The 16,061-nt window shown below is 66.3% G+C and carries 11 protein-coding genes and 2 pseudogenes; 5 read left to right on the plus strand and 8 right to left on the minus strand.

What is annotated here, in order from left to right; genetic code table 11:
* Positions 1–76: 76 nt before the first annotated feature.
* The 3 genes from LXN01_RS06485 to LXN01_RS06495 all read right to left on the minus strand — a co-directional run bounded on the left by LXN01_RS06485 (position 77) and on the right by LXN01_RS06495 (position 3,266).
* Positions 77–1,429, minus strand: a complete 1,353-nt coding sequence (locus LXN01_RS06485; protein ID WP_236863798.1) for an MFS transporter — start codon at positions 1,427–1,429, stop codon at positions 77–79.
* A 225-nt stretch (positions 1,430–1,654) separates the two neighbouring features.
* Positions 1,655–2,218 (minus strand): DUF421 domain-containing protein, encoded by a 564-nt coding sequence (locus LXN01_RS06490; RefSeq protein ID WP_236863799.1) that lies wholly within the window; start codon positions 2,216–2,218, stop codon positions 1,655–1,657.
* Between the two features lie 61 nt (positions 2,219–2,279).
* Positions 2,280–3,266: a patatin-like phospholipase family protein gene (locus tag LXN01_RS06495; RefSeq protein WP_236863800.1), complete on the minus strand. Its 987-nt coding sequence runs from the start codon at positions 3,264–3,266 to the stop codon at positions 2,280–2,282.
* Positions 3,267–3,484: 218 nt separating this feature from the next.
* On the opposite strand from LXN01_RS06495, the gene LXN01_RS06500 reads away from it, so the two are divergent.
* Both LXN01_RS06500 and LXN01_RS06505 read left to right on the plus strand, forming a co-directional pair.
* Positions 3,485–3,832 (plus strand): PadR family transcriptional regulator, encoded by a 348-nt coding sequence (locus tag LXN01_RS06500; RefSeq protein WP_236863801.1) that lies wholly within the window; start codon positions 3,485–3,487, stop codon positions 3,830–3,832.
* On the plus strand, positions 3,829–4,863 hold the full coding sequence (locus LXN01_RS06505) for a hypothetical protein (protein WP_236863857.1): 1,035 nt from the start codon (positions 3,829–3,831) through the stop codon (positions 4,861–4,863). Before LXN01_RS06500 ends, LXN01_RS06505 begins: the two co-directional genes overlap by 4 nt.
* 551 nt (positions 4,864–5,414) lie before the next feature.
* Here LXN01_RS06505 and LXN01_RS06510 read toward each other — a convergent pair.
* Positions 5,415–5,864, minus strand: a pseudogene (locus LXN01_RS06510) (IS110 family transposase); the annotation flags it as partial.
* A 206-nt stretch (positions 5,865–6,070) separates the two neighbouring features.
* Between LXN01_RS06510 and LXN01_RS06515 the strand changes: the two are divergent.
* Both LXN01_RS06515 and LXN01_RS06520 read left to right on the plus strand, forming a co-directional pair.
* Complete coding sequence (locus LXN01_RS06515) at positions 6,071–6,547, plus strand: hypothetical protein (protein ID WP_236863802.1); 477 nt, start codon at positions 6,071–6,073, stop codon at positions 6,545–6,547.
* Positions 6,537–6,902, plus strand: a complete 366-nt coding sequence (locus LXN01_RS06520; protein WP_236863803.1) for a transcriptional regulator — start codon at positions 6,537–6,539, stop codon at positions 6,900–6,902. Before LXN01_RS06515 ends, LXN01_RS06520 begins: the two co-directional genes overlap by 11 nt.
* Before the next feature lie 513 nt (positions 6,903–7,415).
* Here LXN01_RS06520 and LXN01_RS06525 read toward each other — a convergent pair.
* The gene (locus tag LXN01_RS06525; protein ID WP_236863804.1) at positions 7,416–8,603 is read right to left on the minus strand and encodes an FAD-dependent monooxygenase; all 1,188 of its coding nucleotides are present in this window, start codon (positions 8,601–8,603) and stop codon (positions 7,416–7,418) included.
* Between the two features lie 294 nt (positions 8,604–8,897).
* Between LXN01_RS06525 and LXN01_RS06530 the strand changes: the two are divergent.
* Positions 8,898–10,294 (plus strand): annotated as a pseudogene (locus tag LXN01_RS06530) (IS1380 family transposase).
* Positions 10,295–10,967: 673 nt separating this feature from the next.
* Here the strand turns inward: LXN01_RS06530 and LXN01_RS06535 are convergent.
* The 3 genes from LXN01_RS06535 to LXN01_RS06545 all read right to left on the minus strand — a co-directional run bounded on the left by LXN01_RS06535 (position 10,968) and on the right by LXN01_RS06545 (position 16,056).
* Positions 10,968–11,396, minus strand: a complete 429-nt coding sequence (locus LXN01_RS06535) for a helix-turn-helix transcriptional regulator (RefSeq protein WP_236863855.1) — start codon at positions 11,394–11,396, stop codon at positions 10,968–10,970.
* Positions 11,397–11,657: 261 nt separating this feature from the next.
* Positions 11,658–13,772, minus strand: a complete 2,115-nt coding sequence (locus LXN01_RS06540; protein ID WP_236863805.1) for a transglycosylase domain-containing protein — start codon at positions 13,770–13,772, stop codon at positions 11,658–11,660.
* Positions 13,773–13,920: 148 nt separating this feature from the next.
* Entirely contained in the window at positions 13,921–16,056 is a 2,136-nt protein-coding gene (locus tag LXN01_RS06545; RefSeq protein WP_236863806.1) for a transglycosylase domain-containing protein, read from the minus strand.
* Positions 16,057–16,061 lie beyond the last annotated feature (5 nt).

The raw sequence follows: 16,061 nt of genomic DNA on the forward strand, positions 1-16,061 counted from the left end.
TGGCCTGCATTGGCTCCAGAAAGCCTACTGGGCGTCGGGAAGCCAACTGAGCGTCGTGAAGGGCCGGAATCGGAGGCTATCCGGCCACCGCGCGCCCCAGCCGGTGCCGGCCGAAGAACAGCACCCCTGCCACCGCGAGCAGGACAGCGCTCAGCAGGTACGTCCCTGCGGGACCCAGGTAGGTGAACCCGAAGCCGCCGAACAGACCGGCCAGTGCCAGCCCCGTGTCGAAGCTCATGTTCCACGCCACGCTGCCGCGGCCCGCGCTGCCTGCGTGCTGGAAGGCCATGATGAGGCTGGCCGACTGGACGGTCCCCACCCCGAGGCCCAGCACGACCATGCCCGCGACGAGACCCCATCCGGGAGATGCGGTCATCGCGACCAGGATGCCGACGATGAGGATCGCGATCCCCACGTGATACACGAGGGTCGGGCGAATGCTGTCGCTGATGGCACCGGATGCGAGCCTGCTGATCACCGAGGTGCCCTGCATGGCGGCGATGTAGAGCGCAGGGTTGATGGTCTCGGCGCCCGGTCCGAAGGCGACGATCATCCCGTAGGCGGTCATCGAGATCAGGAACGGCAGCAGCACCGTGAGCAGCGCGACGATGTCGGTCCCGCCGGGTGTCGCGGCGCCACCTTCGGCAGCGGCAGGCGCGCGCCCTGCGCCACCGGACGCCCCTGCGGAGTTGCCTGCGGACTCGGCGGAGGCCTCCGCCGGTTGCCCTGCCAACTCAGCAGGTGCCTCGGCGGGGTACCCTGCCGACCCGGGGGACGCCTCGGCGGCGTGCCCTGCAGACTCGGCAGGCGCCTCGGCGGGGTGATCCGGTTCAGCGCGGAGCGCGGTGCGTCGTCGGCGGACGGGAATCGCGAACACCGTCGGGACGGCGAGCAGCAGCAGCGCGCAGGCCACCAGGCGGAAGCTCCACAGCGGGATCACGCCCACGAGCCACAGTCCCGTCGGTGCCCCGATCGCGGCGGCGCCCGAGGTGACCGCTCCGAAGGCGCCGAGCGCGCGACCGACTCGGGCGGGGTCGGTCGTCGAGGGGACCGCGGCGGTCGCGAGCACCACCAGCAGCCCGAATCCCACGCCTCCGGACAGACCGCCGACGACCAGCGCGGTGAGCGCGTGCGGGATCAGCAGGCTCAGCATCTGGCCGGCCACCTGCAGCGCGATGGCGGTGATCGTCGCCGCCCGCAGCCCCCATCGCCTGTGCAGGGCGGGGGCAGCCGGCTGGGCGGCGATCACGGCGACCATCATGGTGGTGAGGATCGCCCCTCCGGCCACCGATGACAGTCCTCGCAGCTGGCTGACGGTGACCATCGTCGAGTAGGTGAGGAAGAAGCCCGAGAAGCCGAAGGCTGCCGTCCACATAAGACCCAGCAGTGCGGGAGTGAACGTGCGGTGAGCAGACCGAGCAGAGGGCATGCCACGACCATAGGACACGGGTCGGGATCGGCGCGGGTGAATGGAACTTGGGGCAGCACCGGCGCGGGTGCGTGGCATGCAAGGTCTGCCAAGATCAGGAGCACGGCACGACGGCAGCTTCGACGAGTCGCTGCCGACCACGGATAAAGATCTGCAGGCCGCTGACGAGTCTCTTCCGGCCGCTCACCGGGCCCGCGAGCCGACCACGAGCCGACCACGAGCCGACTACGAGGCGACTACCCGTTCGGCCCCCAGCACTCCTCTGAGCACCACTGGGTCGAACGGCGTGCTCGTGCGAAGCACGCTCATCGCACCACTCGGTTCCAGCACGATGCACAGCACCTGGGCAGGATCGCCGATGCCGGCGCGGCGCAGACAGCTCACGATGTCTTCGTGGGACACGTGGGTCTTGCGCATGAGGTCCGCCTGCGGTCGCCCGTGAGCGAGGACGACTGTGGGCTGGGCGTTCACCGCCCGCCGCACGCCCACGTGCTTGCGCACGATGCCGAAGAGCGCCTCGCAGCACAGCAGGGTGACCAGTCCGATGATGCCGGCCGTCAGCGTGGGCGGGTGTCCGAGGACCACTCTGCCGGCGACAGCGCCCAGCATGACGCCGACCACCATGTCGAATCCGGTCAGTCCCGACAGCACTCGTGCGCCGAAAATCCGCACGAGCAGCAGAAACACCAAGTAGATGACGACGGAAGAGAACACGACGATCGGAACCCGCCACAGCTCGATGCCCAGCGTCTGCAGCAGCTGATCCGAGGTGATGGTGAAGGCTTCCATGGCCCACACCCTACTGAGCGCGAGATGGGGCACCCCCCGCGAGATTGGGTATCCTAGACCCTCAGGACCCGTGCCGCTCCTTCCATTCCTCCCAGTCCCAGGACTCCAGGAAGCGCTGTCCGGCCCGCTCACCGGCGTCGAACAGGCGGAGTTTGTCTGCTCGCGAGAGGTTGAAGTCGGTGGCGCTGTGGCCACTCGTGTCGACGAAGATGGTGCGCGCCGCAACCTTCGGGTCGTCGATGTGGATCTGATCGTGGGCATTGATCATTGTCGACAGCAGCGACACCGCGAACTCCACTGTTGTGCGGTTCGGGCGCCACGCGGTCTTCGCCGTCGCCCGGCCGGAGAGCTTGACCCCGAACGTCGGCCACCGAGCCGGCCGCAAATCGGTCCGGTCGAAGATCGAGACCGGGAAGCTCGACAGGATGCCGCCGTCCACGCACAGCACCGACCGTCGGCCGACCACCTTCGGATCCGCCGGCAGCTGCACGGGTCGGAAGAAGAAAGGAATCGCAGCCGAGGCGCACACCGCATCGGCGACCGGCTGCGCATCAGGGTCGACTCCCAGCAGCGGCTCGTAGTCCCAGGGCAGGCGCAGCATCCTGCCGCGCGACACGTCGGAGACGATGACGACGAGCTTGTACCTCCGCTCCAGGGGCAGGCAGCTGCCTGGATCGTCCTGTCGGAGATCGGCCCAGGTGTGCACACCTCGGGCGGCGAGCAGCTCGGTCAGGAAACGGTGCAGCTCCCGTCCGCGGTACATGCCCTGGTGGAACAGCAGGCCCACGGCCTTTCCGAGCCACGGGGCGAGACGGAACACCGGACCGAGATCCTCGAAGTCGCGGAAGTCCTTGGTGAGCATGATCGTCTTGAGCTCCTCCGTCGAGGTGCCCGCCGCCGCCAATGCACCGACGATGGCGCCCGCGGAGGCACCGGCGATGCGCTGGAAGGTGTAACCGTGGGGTTCTGCGGTCAGGGCGCTCAGTGCCCCGATCAGTGCAGGCAGCTTCGCCCCGCCGCCTTCGAGCACCAGATCCGCCTGGGCCATGTTCGCCTCCAACCGCCCTCGCCGTCGCCATTGACCTGGCCCGCCCTGGTTCCTCAGTATGACACCCGCCCTGGTCAGATGGGTCGAACTGACGCCCCAGGTCGGAAGAACCCGCTGGGCGGGCCCTTCCGTCTGAGGAAACCTCCCACGCTCCGGCCTCGGCAGACGAAATATTGGACCTCTTGAAATAGTGTGTGTTACACAGTATCGTGTCGCTTATGAGTGAGGACCATGAAGCTGCCCTTGCGACTCATCTGCAGGAGTTGCGGCGAGGCACTGTCGTGCTGGCGAGCCTCGCGGCCTGTCGCAGTCCCCAGTACGGCTACTCGCTGCTGAACTCCCTTGCCGAGGCGGGTCTGCAGACGGAAGCCAACACGCTGTATCCGCTGCTGCGCCGGCTGGAGAAGCAGGGTCTGCTCGAGTCCGAATGGGTCACGGAAGACCCCCGGCCGCGCAAGTACTACTCGCTCACCGACAGCGGTGCCACCGTTGCCGAGGCGCTGCGCACCGAGTGGCTGTCACTCACCTCAAGTCTCTCCGCTCTCTGGAAGGAAACGGGATCATGAGCGCTCTCACCGACAAGTATGTGGACGCCGTCGTCCAGCATCTTCCCGAACCCAGCCGCAACGAGATCGCCGAGGAGATCTCGGCCATCATCTCGGACATGGTCGAGGGCCGTCTCAACGACCAGCACCGCGCCGATCCTGAAGTGATCCGATCGGTCGAGCGCCAGACACTCGAGGAGCTCGGCGACCCGGCGGCGCTGGCGCGCCGCTACGCCGACCACCCGCAGCACCTGATCGGCCCGAATCTGTACCCGGTCTACGTCCGGCTGCTGCAATGGTTCCTGCCGATCGTCGGCGTCATCGCCTTCGCGATCAACGCCCTCGTGTACTCGCTCACTGCGCCGGTGGTGGCGATCGGCGACTTGCTCGGAGCGAGCATCGGCAACACCGTCGTCGCGCTGCTGAGCTGGTTCGCCTCCATCACCATCCTCCTGGCCGCTGTGGAGAGGATTGTTCCGCAGGAGCACCTCGCCCGCTTCCCCGGCAGTCGGACCCGCGCCTGGAGCGTTGATCAGCTGGATGAGAGCGTCTCACCGGGAGCGTCGGTGCGCAGCGAATCCGTGCTGTCAATCGTGTTCCTCGTCCTCTTCGCCTCGGTGCCGCTGCTGCCGACGACGCTGTTCTACGTCGGACACCTCAACGACGGCAGCACCTTCGTCAACCCCGACCTGTGGCCGGGATGGATCCTGGGATTCTGGGCGCTGATCGCCGTGCTGATCGCAGTCGAGGTGTGGAAGCTCATCGTCGGCAGGCTGACGCGGTCCTTGGTGGTGACCAGCGTCGTCGTCGATGTGCTGGCCGCGGTGCTCCTCACCGTGGCTGTCCTCACCCAGCAGGTGATCCATCCTGACCTTGCTGCGGCAAGCGGGCCGGGAGGAGCGGGAGGAGCGCTCGAATGGGTACTGGTCGCCGCAATCTGGTTCGTCACCGTCTGGGACCAGATTGCGACGATCCGCGCGTATCGCTCGCGGCTCACAAACGGCGGTGGAGCGAAGCGGGCGGCGAGGCGGGTTGCGAGGCGGCGACGCTGAGCTGCAATCCGCGGCACGGCGCGACGGACCCGGTGAACTGTAATCGGTTGCGAAGCACGGCGGACGGCGGCAGCGAGTGGTGCAGGCGCCATCGGCTGGCGGGCACCTCGAGCCGAGCGAGCACCTCGAGCCGAGCGAGCACCTCGAGCCGAGCGGGCGCCCCGAGCCGAGCGACGAGTGACGAACGCACCGATCGTCGCCCCGGTGAGCCGGTGCCAGTCGCCGATCTCGACGGCCAGGCCGAACCCGGTCAGGGTGTTGACACCGCGCAAGCAGCCCAACCGCCGGACCACGTCGGTGAACTCGGAATCTGCCGCCATCCCTGCGATCGACTCATCGAGGCGATCACGTCGGGTCTCGGCGAACAGCACCGTCTCGTAAGCGGAGTCGTAGGCCAACTGCAACGCAGGCGAGCTGAATCTCTGCCGGGCCAACCACGCGTGATGGGCAATCGTCCACGTCTTCCCGCCGGTGTAGACGATCCCCTGCCGCAGCAGCAGCTTCGAGACCCTGTGCCGGGCCCGCATCAGATCCCCGCGGCAGTCCTCCCGGGCCCGCACCAGATCACGGGCAGTCTCCTGACCAACCGACGGCACCGCCACCGGCGTGTACTCGTCCAGCCGCAGCAACCGGGCCAGATGCACTGCGTCCTTGGCATCGGTCTTGACCCGATCACCAGCCGGGCGCTGCAGCTTCGACGGGGCAACCACTTCGCAGCGGACACCGGCAGCGGTCAGGAACCGGTAGAGCCCGAATCCGGTCGGCCCGGCCTCGTACGCCACCGCAAGCGGTCCTGGAAGATCGAGCAGCCAAGAACGTATGTGTTCGAAAGACGGGGTCACTCGCGTTTGGAACAGCTCACCCGTGACACCATCGATCGCTGCCGCAACGACAGATCGTGCGTGCACATCGAGTCCTACGATTGCACGCTCGGTAAACACCGGAGCCTCCCACAGCTGTCGGCAAGGCCGGGCAAGGGGCTTCTTGTCCCGGTAACCCACGAGAATCTGTGAGTGAGGCCCCGGCCCGCAACCCCATCAAAGGGGTCACTACATACCGTCTAGCCGATCCCAGAACAGGCCCCCAGAGCCACTCACCTCGGTGGATCGAGGCTTAGGCCTGCCGGTCCCGGCGCGAGCCTATGAGCCGTGACGAGGCTGCGCGCCGTGATTGACTTGCCGGTACGGAAACTGATTCACTTGCCACTATGGAAAATAGACCCACCACCGGACCGACTGTTCGACCCTCCAATACGCAGGCGCAACAGCTCCTCCGTGAGCTGGAGTTCGACCGGGCGGCCCTGGCCGGGCGGCTCGCAGCTCCCGGGTGGCTCTACCCGCTCTTCGCACTGATCGTCGCCGGCTACGTGGCCACACCAGCCCTGCGGTCAAGCGAGCCACGCAACGCGGTCGTAGGAATCCTCATCGTCGGCACCATCGTTCTGCTGTTCGCCTACCAGCGGTTGTCCGGCGTGCGCATTGGACGCATAGGTGTCCGGGGCGGTGCGCTCCTCGGAGGCCTGCTCGTGGTGACCCTGGTGTTGCTGAGCACGTCCTACGGCCTGGTGGCGTCCCTAAGCGCGTGGTGGGTGCTGGCGCCAGCGGCAGTGTGTTTCGTGGTGGTACTGATCGGCGGTCGACGGTTCGACCGCCTGTACCGAGAGGACCTAGGTCGTGGTCGCTGAGGCCGCCTTCGACCAGACCATCCACGCCCCCCTCCGGCTACGCATCTGCGGGGTGCTTCGCCACCTCGACGAGATCGACTTCGCGGTACTGCGCGACACCCTCGGTACCACCGACGCCACGTTGTCCAAGCACCTGAAAGTGCTCCTCGAGGCCGGGTATATAGCGATGACCAAGAGCCCGTCAGCGACCCGCCCCGATGCACGCCGACTCACCTGGATCAGACAGACACGGACCGGCAGGCAAGCCTTCGACGCTCACATGGAAGAACTCCGGCGCATCGCGGTCGGGCCCTCCGATACCACAGCCGACCCCCAGTCAAGCCGACCGCCGTCTCAGGATGGCCCGGTCAAGTGAAGACGAGCCCGCCGGCAGGGTAAGCGGGTCTTTGGCAAGCCCACCTGCCACTCCGCGGACCGCGCCAGCCTTGTCTGGCCATCCAGGGTGGTCCCCGCTCCGCGACACCGCGTGCGTCAATGACCCATCCTCTTACGGCGCAGTGTCGACGTCCCCTGGCCGATTAGTGAAAAGCACTTCTGACATCAGTGCCGTCGACTTCTGAAACCGACACCGGTAGTTGCGACACTGGCGAATGAGACAGGCGATTGAGACAAAACGGCGCCTCGGCTGCATTGGCAAACCCCCGCAAACGCGCGGATCTATAGGTACCCGTTCACAGTGTCCCGGTGATGCCTCGGGCATCGCATCAACGGAACGTTATATGCGACGGTGGTTTGGTGGTCTTGACTCCCGTCCCGGGGAGCAGTGGGTTCGTTTGGTGAGATCCGCTGCACGCGCTGGTGTTCGTCCTGTGGTTCCGCGGTGGCGCTGTCTTGATTCTGGGTGGTGCATGACGAGCGCCGAGTAGTGTCATGTGGCGATCGATCGCAGGATCTGACGGGCTACTAAACGGTCGATGCCCGGGACGGCTGTGCCGCGGATGACCCATCGGCGCAGGAAGCGCTGGGCCCTGTTGGCGGGCAGGAACGTTGAGGCCGCACGCCGGCCGGAGGCCTGAGCCGCTTCCACGACCGGCCGCCACCGCTGCTCGAAGGCGACGAGGGCTGGTGTGATGTCTCCCGGTGTGTCCACCGGACCGAGAATCTCACCCAGGAGGGCCGCGCCAGCAATCGCCAGGGAACCGCCCTGACCGGCGAGCAGGGACACCGCGCCACTGGCGTCCCCGACGAGGACAACGCGCCTCCTTGTCCAGGTTGGCATGAGGATCTGAGCGACGATGTCGTCGTAGGGGTGCTCCGGGCACAGGTCCAGCAGCCGATCGACCGAGGCGCCCAGCCCGGTGAACTCGCGGCGGAGCCGCTCCCGAGGCGAGTCGGAACCGGGCCCGTCGAGGTGCTCGGGGGAATCCCGGTACACCAGGAAGGCTGCTACCTCGTTGGTGCCCACACCATAGAACCCGGCCGTGCGCCCGATGCTGTCGGTGAGCACGAACCGGTTCTCGAAGCGGGCGTGGAGCTCGGCATCGGGGGCGATGAATGCCGCGGCCCGCATGCCCAGGGGACGCAGGTACTGGCGTTCTAGGCCAAAGAGGTCGGCCCGGACTCCGGAGTGGATGCCATCGGCGCCGATCAAAACGTCGGCGTCCACCTGGGCATCCGGCGAGCCGTTGACGGTTACGCTCACGCCGTGGTTCTCGACCCGCATCCGCGTGGCCTGGGCCCGGTAGTGGATCCGCACGCGTCCGGCGGGGACGTCGTCCAGGGCGTCCAGGGCGGCACGTTCGATGTCGGGCCGCAGCAGGCTCAGGACTTTCCCGCCGGCAAGGCGGGAGAACTTACGGTAGTCAAGCCGTGCGGTCTTCCGGCCCGCGGGGTCGACGTATTCGACGGCCTGGACTCGGTAGGCGGCGGCGGCCAAACGCGCGTACAGGCCGATTCGCTCGGAGGCCTCCACGCCGGGGCCAAAGAAGTCCATCATGTACCCGTCCCGACGCGGTCCGGGTGATTTCTCCAGAAGTTCAACCTCCCAGCCGGCCAGGCCCAGTTGGCGGGCAACGACGAGGCCGGCGATACCGGCCCCGATCACGATGGCTTTCATACTCGTCATCTCCTGACACGATCACTGAATTCGAAAGGGCGTCTAACCCAACGGTGTGGTCTTCTTCCGGAGTCGGTCGCACAGACTGCCGGGGCCCTGGTCATGGGCCCAGGGCGCTGCGGTGTTGCCGGCCGTGCCCGGTGAAGTGTCGAGGGAACAGGGGACGGATAAGCCTGAATCCACCGATGTGGGGTAAGAGCCGCTCAGCGTTTTAAGGGCGGAATGCCCGTCTGATCAGAGAGAATAGGACTTGTCGAGGGTTCTGTTCCACCATGATGAGAGGGCATCCCGTAGATGCAAGTTTCCCATACCCCGGCTGCGGTGTCTGCCTCGTTCGATGACCCGAATCTCGTGTCGGCTGCCGGGCTCGTCCCGGTCATGCGACTTGCCCAGGATGCCGGTCTGGGCCAGTTGGCGCAGCAGTGGCTGAGCGTGCCGACGGACAAGGGCGCGAACGCCGGGGCCAAGGTCTCCTCCTTGGTGGCCGGCATGGTCGCCGGAGCGGATTCGATCGACGACATGGCGGTGCTGCGCCACGGGGCGATGGCCAAGCTGTGCCACCGGATCTACGCCCCGTCCACGCTGGGCTCGTTCCTGCGCGCGTTCACCTTCGGCCACGTCCGCCAGCTGGACGCGATCGCCTCCCGACTGCTGCAAGGCCTGACAGGGCAGGCTCCGCTGCTGGTGTACGAGAAGGACCGGTACACGTTCCTGGATGTCGATGACAGATCATCGAGGTCCACGGCCACGCCAAGCAGGGCTCCGGGTACGGGTATTCCGGAGCCCGGGGCCTGAACGCGATCCTGGCCACCGCCAGCACGAAGACTTCAGCTCCGGTGATCCTGTCCCAGCGGCTGCGCCGCGGAGCTGCCGGGTCCCCACACGGGGCCAAACGGCTGGTCCGGGATGCGTTGGCCACCCTGAGACGACTGCGCGGGATGGATCAGGCGCCGGTGCTGGTGCGCGCGGACGCCGCCTTCTACGGCCACGCCACCATCAGCACAGCCATTACCGCCGGAGCTGATGTGTCGGTCACCGCCCGGATGGACCCGGCGGTGAAGAAAGCCATCGCCGACATCGGCGAGGACGCGTGGACGGGCATCGAGTATCCCCAGGCGATCTACGACGAGGACACCGGAACATGGGTCTCCAAAGCGCAGGTCGCTGAGGTCGACTTCACCGCGTTCACCTCCAGGAAGAAGAGCGAACAGGTTCCCGGTCGGCTGGTGGTGCGCCGGATCCCGGAGCTGAACCAGGACAAGAAGAACGTGGGCCAGCCCGGATTGTTCGATCTGCACCGGTTCCACGCGTTCTTCACCACCAGCACCCTGGACACCGTCACCGCGGACAAGACCCACCGCGCACACGCGGTCATCGAGCAGGTCAACGCGGATCTGAAGAACTGCGCCCTGGCCCACCTGCCCTCCGGGGTCTTCACCGCCAACGCCGCCTGGCTGGTGCTCGCGGTGATCGCGTTCAACCTCACCCGAACCGCCGCGACCATCACCGGCCCCGGACTGGCCAAGGCCACCACAGGAACCATCCGCCGCAAGATCATCTCGATCCCGGCTCGGATCGCTTCCTCCACCCGCCGGATCACCCTGCACCTACCGCAGGGCTGGCCCTGGCAGGTCCAGTGGACCACGCTGTTCAACCACGCCCACGGGCCGCCCGCCACCGCGACGATCTGACCGCCGACGCCGGCACCGGCTCGAAACGAGGAACCCTAGTGGAACACCCCGGACAGCGAGGTCCGGAGATCAGCCGCGCCCACGACCCAGAAATCCCGCCAATCCAGAATCAGTCATCGAGACCGAACCGGGTCGGTGGATCGAGGCTTAGATACCCCATAAGTACGATTCACGCATGGACCTGCAGATAGATCCTTTCGCCTCCTTCCTTGTGCTATGGCCTCCGCCGGTATCTCCATCTGGGCGCTGGTTGAAGCAAAACGCGCACCGCTCCTAGAACGCACTCGGAACCATCGAGACCATCGTGCGTAACGCTCTAATCGAGACTGTGAGAAGTTTCGAGCCTCTCGAAACCGCACTCAGGATGGGAGACGAAGTTCCGGAGGTCCCCGAGGCGCTTCGACTGCACGGCGAGCAATAGAGGAGTACGGTAGCCGGCTCCCTGAGTACAAGTGGACGCTGATGTTGCTCGATGCGGAGCTAGAGGGAGTGCGGGGGGGCGTGGGAGAACACCTTGAACGATATGACCACCGCGACATGGACGCAGAATCAAACCACGGCGCGTGAATAGTGGGTAAGCGAGGCTAACCGCGAGGCAGGGCAACAAGAGCAGTACCACGCGGACTGGGAGGCGCTACAGAATCGAGCGCGCGAAACGAGCACTACATACCGTCTAGCTAGACCCGGTGCTTGGCCTCCTGCGCGCCGGCTTGGTCGCCAGCCGCGTGCGACACGGAGGGGCCCCGTCCATCGCCCCTGCCGCGTCACGCTTATAGGTGCTCGGCGGCATGCCGACGAGCTCGGTGAAGCGGGTGCTGAAGGTGCCCAGGGACGAGAAGCCGACGGCGAAGCAGACGTCGGTGACACTGAGGTCACCACGGCGCAGCAGCGTCATCGCCCGCTCGATGCGGCGGGTCATGAGGTAACTGTAGGGCGGTTCGCCATAGGCCAACCGAAATTGCCGGCTGAGGTGCCCGGCCGACATGTGCACTCCGCGAGCGAGCGCCTCGACGTCCAACGGCGAAGCGTACTCCCGGTCGATCCGATCCCGCACTCGCCGCAGCAGCACGAGATCGCGCACATCCTGACTGCCGGCCGACATCGTCGTCACATCAGCGATGTTCTCATGATCGGGACGAAACCCGGGGGTGAATCGGACGAAACCGGGGGGCGGCCGCTGCTGCTGATGTCTTTGGTGGCCGCTGCTGATGGCGGTGGCGGCCAGCGACTCGGCTCCGGCGCCTCGGCTCCGGTTCCGGCTCCGGTTCCTCGATTCCGGTTCCGGCTCAAGCTCCGATTCCGGTTCCGGCTCTGGCTAGGGCTCGGGCCCAAGGGCACAGTATTCGGACAGCTACGCGGCTCGTCACGGTTTCGCGAACTCCTCGGCGTCACGCGTCGGGGCCGCCTCGCGCATGAACTGCTGCCAGGTGGGACCCGACACGGTGGCACCGAAAACCTCGCGGGGCATCTTCCCATCGGAGTTCTCCCGCCAATCCCTGGCACCGCGGGGATCTCCGGTCCACACCGCCGTTGAAATACCACTGGTGAAGCCGACAAGCCAGGTCGAGCCGACTTCGAAATTCGTCGTGCCGGTCTTGGCCGCCGCCGGCTTTCCGATGTCGAGGCCGTCTGTGGTGCCGCCCTCGAAGGTCTGCGACAGCGCGTACGCCACTCCGGCAGCGACCTTCGGATCCAGCGCGTCCTCGCACTCGGGCTCGTTGATCGGAAGCTGACCGCCCGCCGAGTCGGTCACCTCGAGGACGGACCGAGGAGGGCATCGGGTGCCGCTGCCCGCGAACGCGGTGAAGGCCGACGCCATGGTCAGCGGGGAGACCGAGACGGTGCCCAGGACCGACGACGGGTAGAGCAGCTGCTGGGTTCCGTCGTCCGTCTCCACCTCGTCCAGGGCCTCACCCGCGCCCGTCGTGACACCGAGCGCACTGGCAGTGTCGCGGATGTCGCACATGTCGAGTTGAGAGGCCATGTCGGCGTAGGCCTTGTTGACCGACTGCTTGGTCGCGTCGAGCACCGTCATTTGGTCGCTGACTTCGTCGGAGTCGCCCGCGTTGGCAGGGGCATAACCCTTTCCGGCGTAGTCTCCGGAATCGCACGAAGCAGTGAATCCGGTGTAGTTGTCGGCAGTGCCATCGACCTTGTCGTCGAGACTGCGGCCGGAGTCGAGCCATTCTGCCAGCACGAAGGGCTTCCACGTGGAGCCGGGCTGGTAGCCGGTGCCACCCCCGTAGGCCTCGTCGACCGAGAAGTTGACGACAGTCGACCCATCTCCCTCCTCACCAGCGGGGTCGTACTCAGTGTTCTGAGCCATCGCGAGGATCTCGCCCGTGTCAGTTGCCATCGAGACCAGGGCGTGTCCGGCCCCAGAGGGATCCCCGACAGGAACCTGCTCATGGACGGCGTCCACAGCCTTCTCCTGCAGCTGGGAATCGAGCGAAGTGCGAATGACCAACCCGCCGCGCGTGAGCAGCTCTGCCCGCTCCTCGGCGGTCTTGCCGAACTCGGGAGAATGCAGGACCACGTGCTGGACGTAGTCGCAGAAGTAGGCAGCGTCCCCGGCCGCGGCACAGCCGTTGGGCCGCTCCGAGACCTCGAGCGCGAGGTCCTGCTCGACTGCCTCATCGTGCTCAGCCTGCGTGATGAAACCGTAGGAGAGCATCTGCCCCAGCACCACGTTGCGCCGCTCCAGGGTCTCCTCCGGGTTGGACTGCGGGTTGTAGACCGAGGGATTGCGGACGATACCGGCCAGGGTCGCTGCCTGCGCGATGTCGAGTTCGGCGGAGGGGATGCTCCAGAACTGCTGCGCTGCCGCCTCGACCCCGTAGGCGTTCGGGGAGCCCGAGTACGAGTTGATATTGAGATAGCGAGCGAGGATCTCATCCTTCGAGTACTTGTTCTCGATGGCGGCGGCGAGCTTCATCTCCCGCAGTTTGCGGGCGTACCCGGCACCACCGCTGCGCTCCTGCGCCTCCTCGACGCCTTCCTCGTCGCCCTCTGCGTGGCTGTTCTGGATCAGGACGTTCTTCACGTACTGCTGGGTGAGGGTGGAGCCGCCCTCCTGGTCGTCGCTGAGCACATTGGTCACGATCGCACGTGCGATTCCCTGCAGGTCCACTCCGTCGTGCTCATAGAACCGATGGTCCTCGACGGCCAAGGTCGCGTCCTGCATGTGCTCGGAGACCTTGTCCAGCGGCACTTCCTCACGGTTCTGCCAATAGAACTCGGTGAGCAGCTCGCCGTTGCGGTCCTCGATGCGCGACGGTTCGGCGAGAGGCCGCTCCTCCAGAAAGTCCGGCAGCGCTCCCACCACGTCCTTCCCGAACTGGGCAGCCGCCGCGGAGACGCCGACGAACGGCAGGCCCATGCCCGCAATCACGAGACCCAACAGCACGGACATGCTGAAGAACGAGGCCCAGCGGTGAGTGATCCGGCGGTTCTCCAGCTGCGCTTTGCGGTTGCTCATGGGAAGGGGCTCCTCACGGGATGCCCTCTACAGTACGAGAGCACCCCCGGCCCTGACCACAGTTCTTGGTCACAGTTCGGCCGCCGAACCGGATTGCCACACACGCCGGTTCTCTCGCTGCCGCGCCTGTGCCTCGGCAACCTCCCGCTCAGGGTTGTGCGAATTCACGAGCTTCCCGCGTCGGGGCTGCTTCGCGCATGTACTCCTGCCAGGTGGGACCGGACACGGTGGCGCCGAACACCTCACGCGGCATCTTCCCCTCAGAATTGGCCCGCCAGTCCCTGGCTCCGTCGGGATCACCGGTCCACACCGCCGTCGAGATTCCGCTGGTGAAGCCGACGAGCCAGGTCGAGCCGACCTCGAAGTTCGTCGTGCCGGTCTTGGCCGCGGCCGGTACTCCGATGTCGAGGCCTTCCGTCGTGCCCCCTTCGAAAGTCTGTGACATCGCATATGCGATCCCGTCAGCGACCGCCGGGTCGAGGGCGTCCTCACACGCGGAATCCTCGATCGGCAGCGGCTCCCCATCTGCCCGCTTCGCCTCGAGGATGGGCCGGGGCTCACACCGACTGCCGCCGTTCGCGAACGCGGTGAACGCCGATGCCATGGTGAGCGGGGAGACCGAGACGGTGCCGAGGATCGACGACGGATAGAGCACCTGCTGCGAGTCGTCCTCCATCGTGACCTCCTCGAGGGCGTCACCGCTTCCGGTCCGCACACCCAACGCGCTCGCGGTGTCGCGGATATCGCACATGTCGAGCTGAGAGGCCATGTCGGCGTAGGCCCGATTGACGGACTGCTTGGTCGCCTCCAGCACCGGCATGCTGCTGCTGGCACCGTCGGAGTCCCCGGCGTTGGCGGGAGCGTATCCCTCACCCGCGTAATCGCCCGGCTCACAAGAATTGGAGAATCCGGTGTAGCTCTCACCGGTGCCGTTCACGGTATCGGTGAGTTCGCGGCCCGAGTCCAGCCACTCGGCGAGGACGAACGGCTTCCAGGTGGAGCCGGGCTGATATCCGCCACCGCCGCCGTAGGCCTCGTCCACCGAGTAGTTGAGAACCGTCGAGCCGTCCCCCTCCTCACCTGCCGGGTCGTACTCAGTGTTCTGGGCCATCGCGAGGATCTCCCCGGTTTCGGCCTCCATCGAGACCAGGGAATGGCCGGCACCCGAGGGATCACCGACGGGCACCCGCTTGTGAACCGCATCGACCGCCTGCTCCTGCAGCTGCGCGTCGAGCGAGGTGCGGATCGTCAAGCCGCCCCGCTTGAGCAGCTCGACGCGCGCCTCCGGGTCATCCCCGAATGCAGCCGAATGCATGACGGCGTGCTGGACGTAGTCGCAGAAGTAGGCGGCGTCCCCCGCCGCGGCACAGCCGTTGGGCCGCTCCGATTCTTCCAGTCCGAGATCCTGTTCGACTGCCTCGTCGTGCTCCTCCTGGGTGATGAACCCGTAGGTGAGCATCTGACCGAGAACGACGTTGCGCCGTTCCAGCGTCTCTTCCGGGTTGATCTGCGGGTTGTAGAGCGATGGATTGCGCACGATCCCAGCAAGCGTGGCGGCCTGCGCGATGTCGAGTTCGGCGGAGGGGATGCTCCAGAACTGCTGCGCTGCCGCCTCGACCCCGTAGGCGTTCGGAGAGCCCGAATAGGAGTTGATGTTGAGGTAGCGGGCGAGAATCTCGTCTTTCGAGTACTTGTTCTCCACGGCAGCAGCGAGTTTCATCTCCCGCAGCTTGCGGGCATATCCGGCGGCACCACTTCGCTCCTGCGCCTCCTCGACTCCGTCTGTGTCTCCGTCGGCGTGGTTGTTCTGGATGAGGACGTTCTTCACGTACTGCTGTGTGAGGGTGGAGCCGCCCTCCTGCTGGTCGGTGAGGACATTGGTGGCGACAGCTCGTGCTACGCCTTGCAGATCAACACCGCCGTGCTCGTAGAACCGGTGGTCCTCAACCGCTAGTGTGGCGTCCCGCATGTGGTCGGAGACCTGATCCAGCGGCACTTCCTCGCGGTTCTGCCAGTAGAACTCCGCGATGAGCTCACCGTTGCGATCCTCGATTCGGGAAGGCTGGGCCAGGGGCCGCTCCTCCAACGACTCGGGCAGCGCCTCGAAGACATCGATCCCGGCCTCGGCCGCCGCGACCGAGGTGCCGACGAACGGAACGCCGAGACCGGCGACGACGAATCCCAGCAGCATCGAGACGGCGACGAACGAGGCCCACAGCTGGGTGATGCGGCGTCTCCACAGGCGATGCGCCCGATCCTTCAGCTGAACGGACCAGCTGTTCATGACAA

Origin of the sequence: Brevibacterium daeguense, from assembly GCF_021729135.1 — a bacterium.
GTDB lineage: Bacteria > Actinomycetota > Actinomycetes > Actinomycetales > Brevibacteriaceae > Brevibacterium > Brevibacterium daeguense.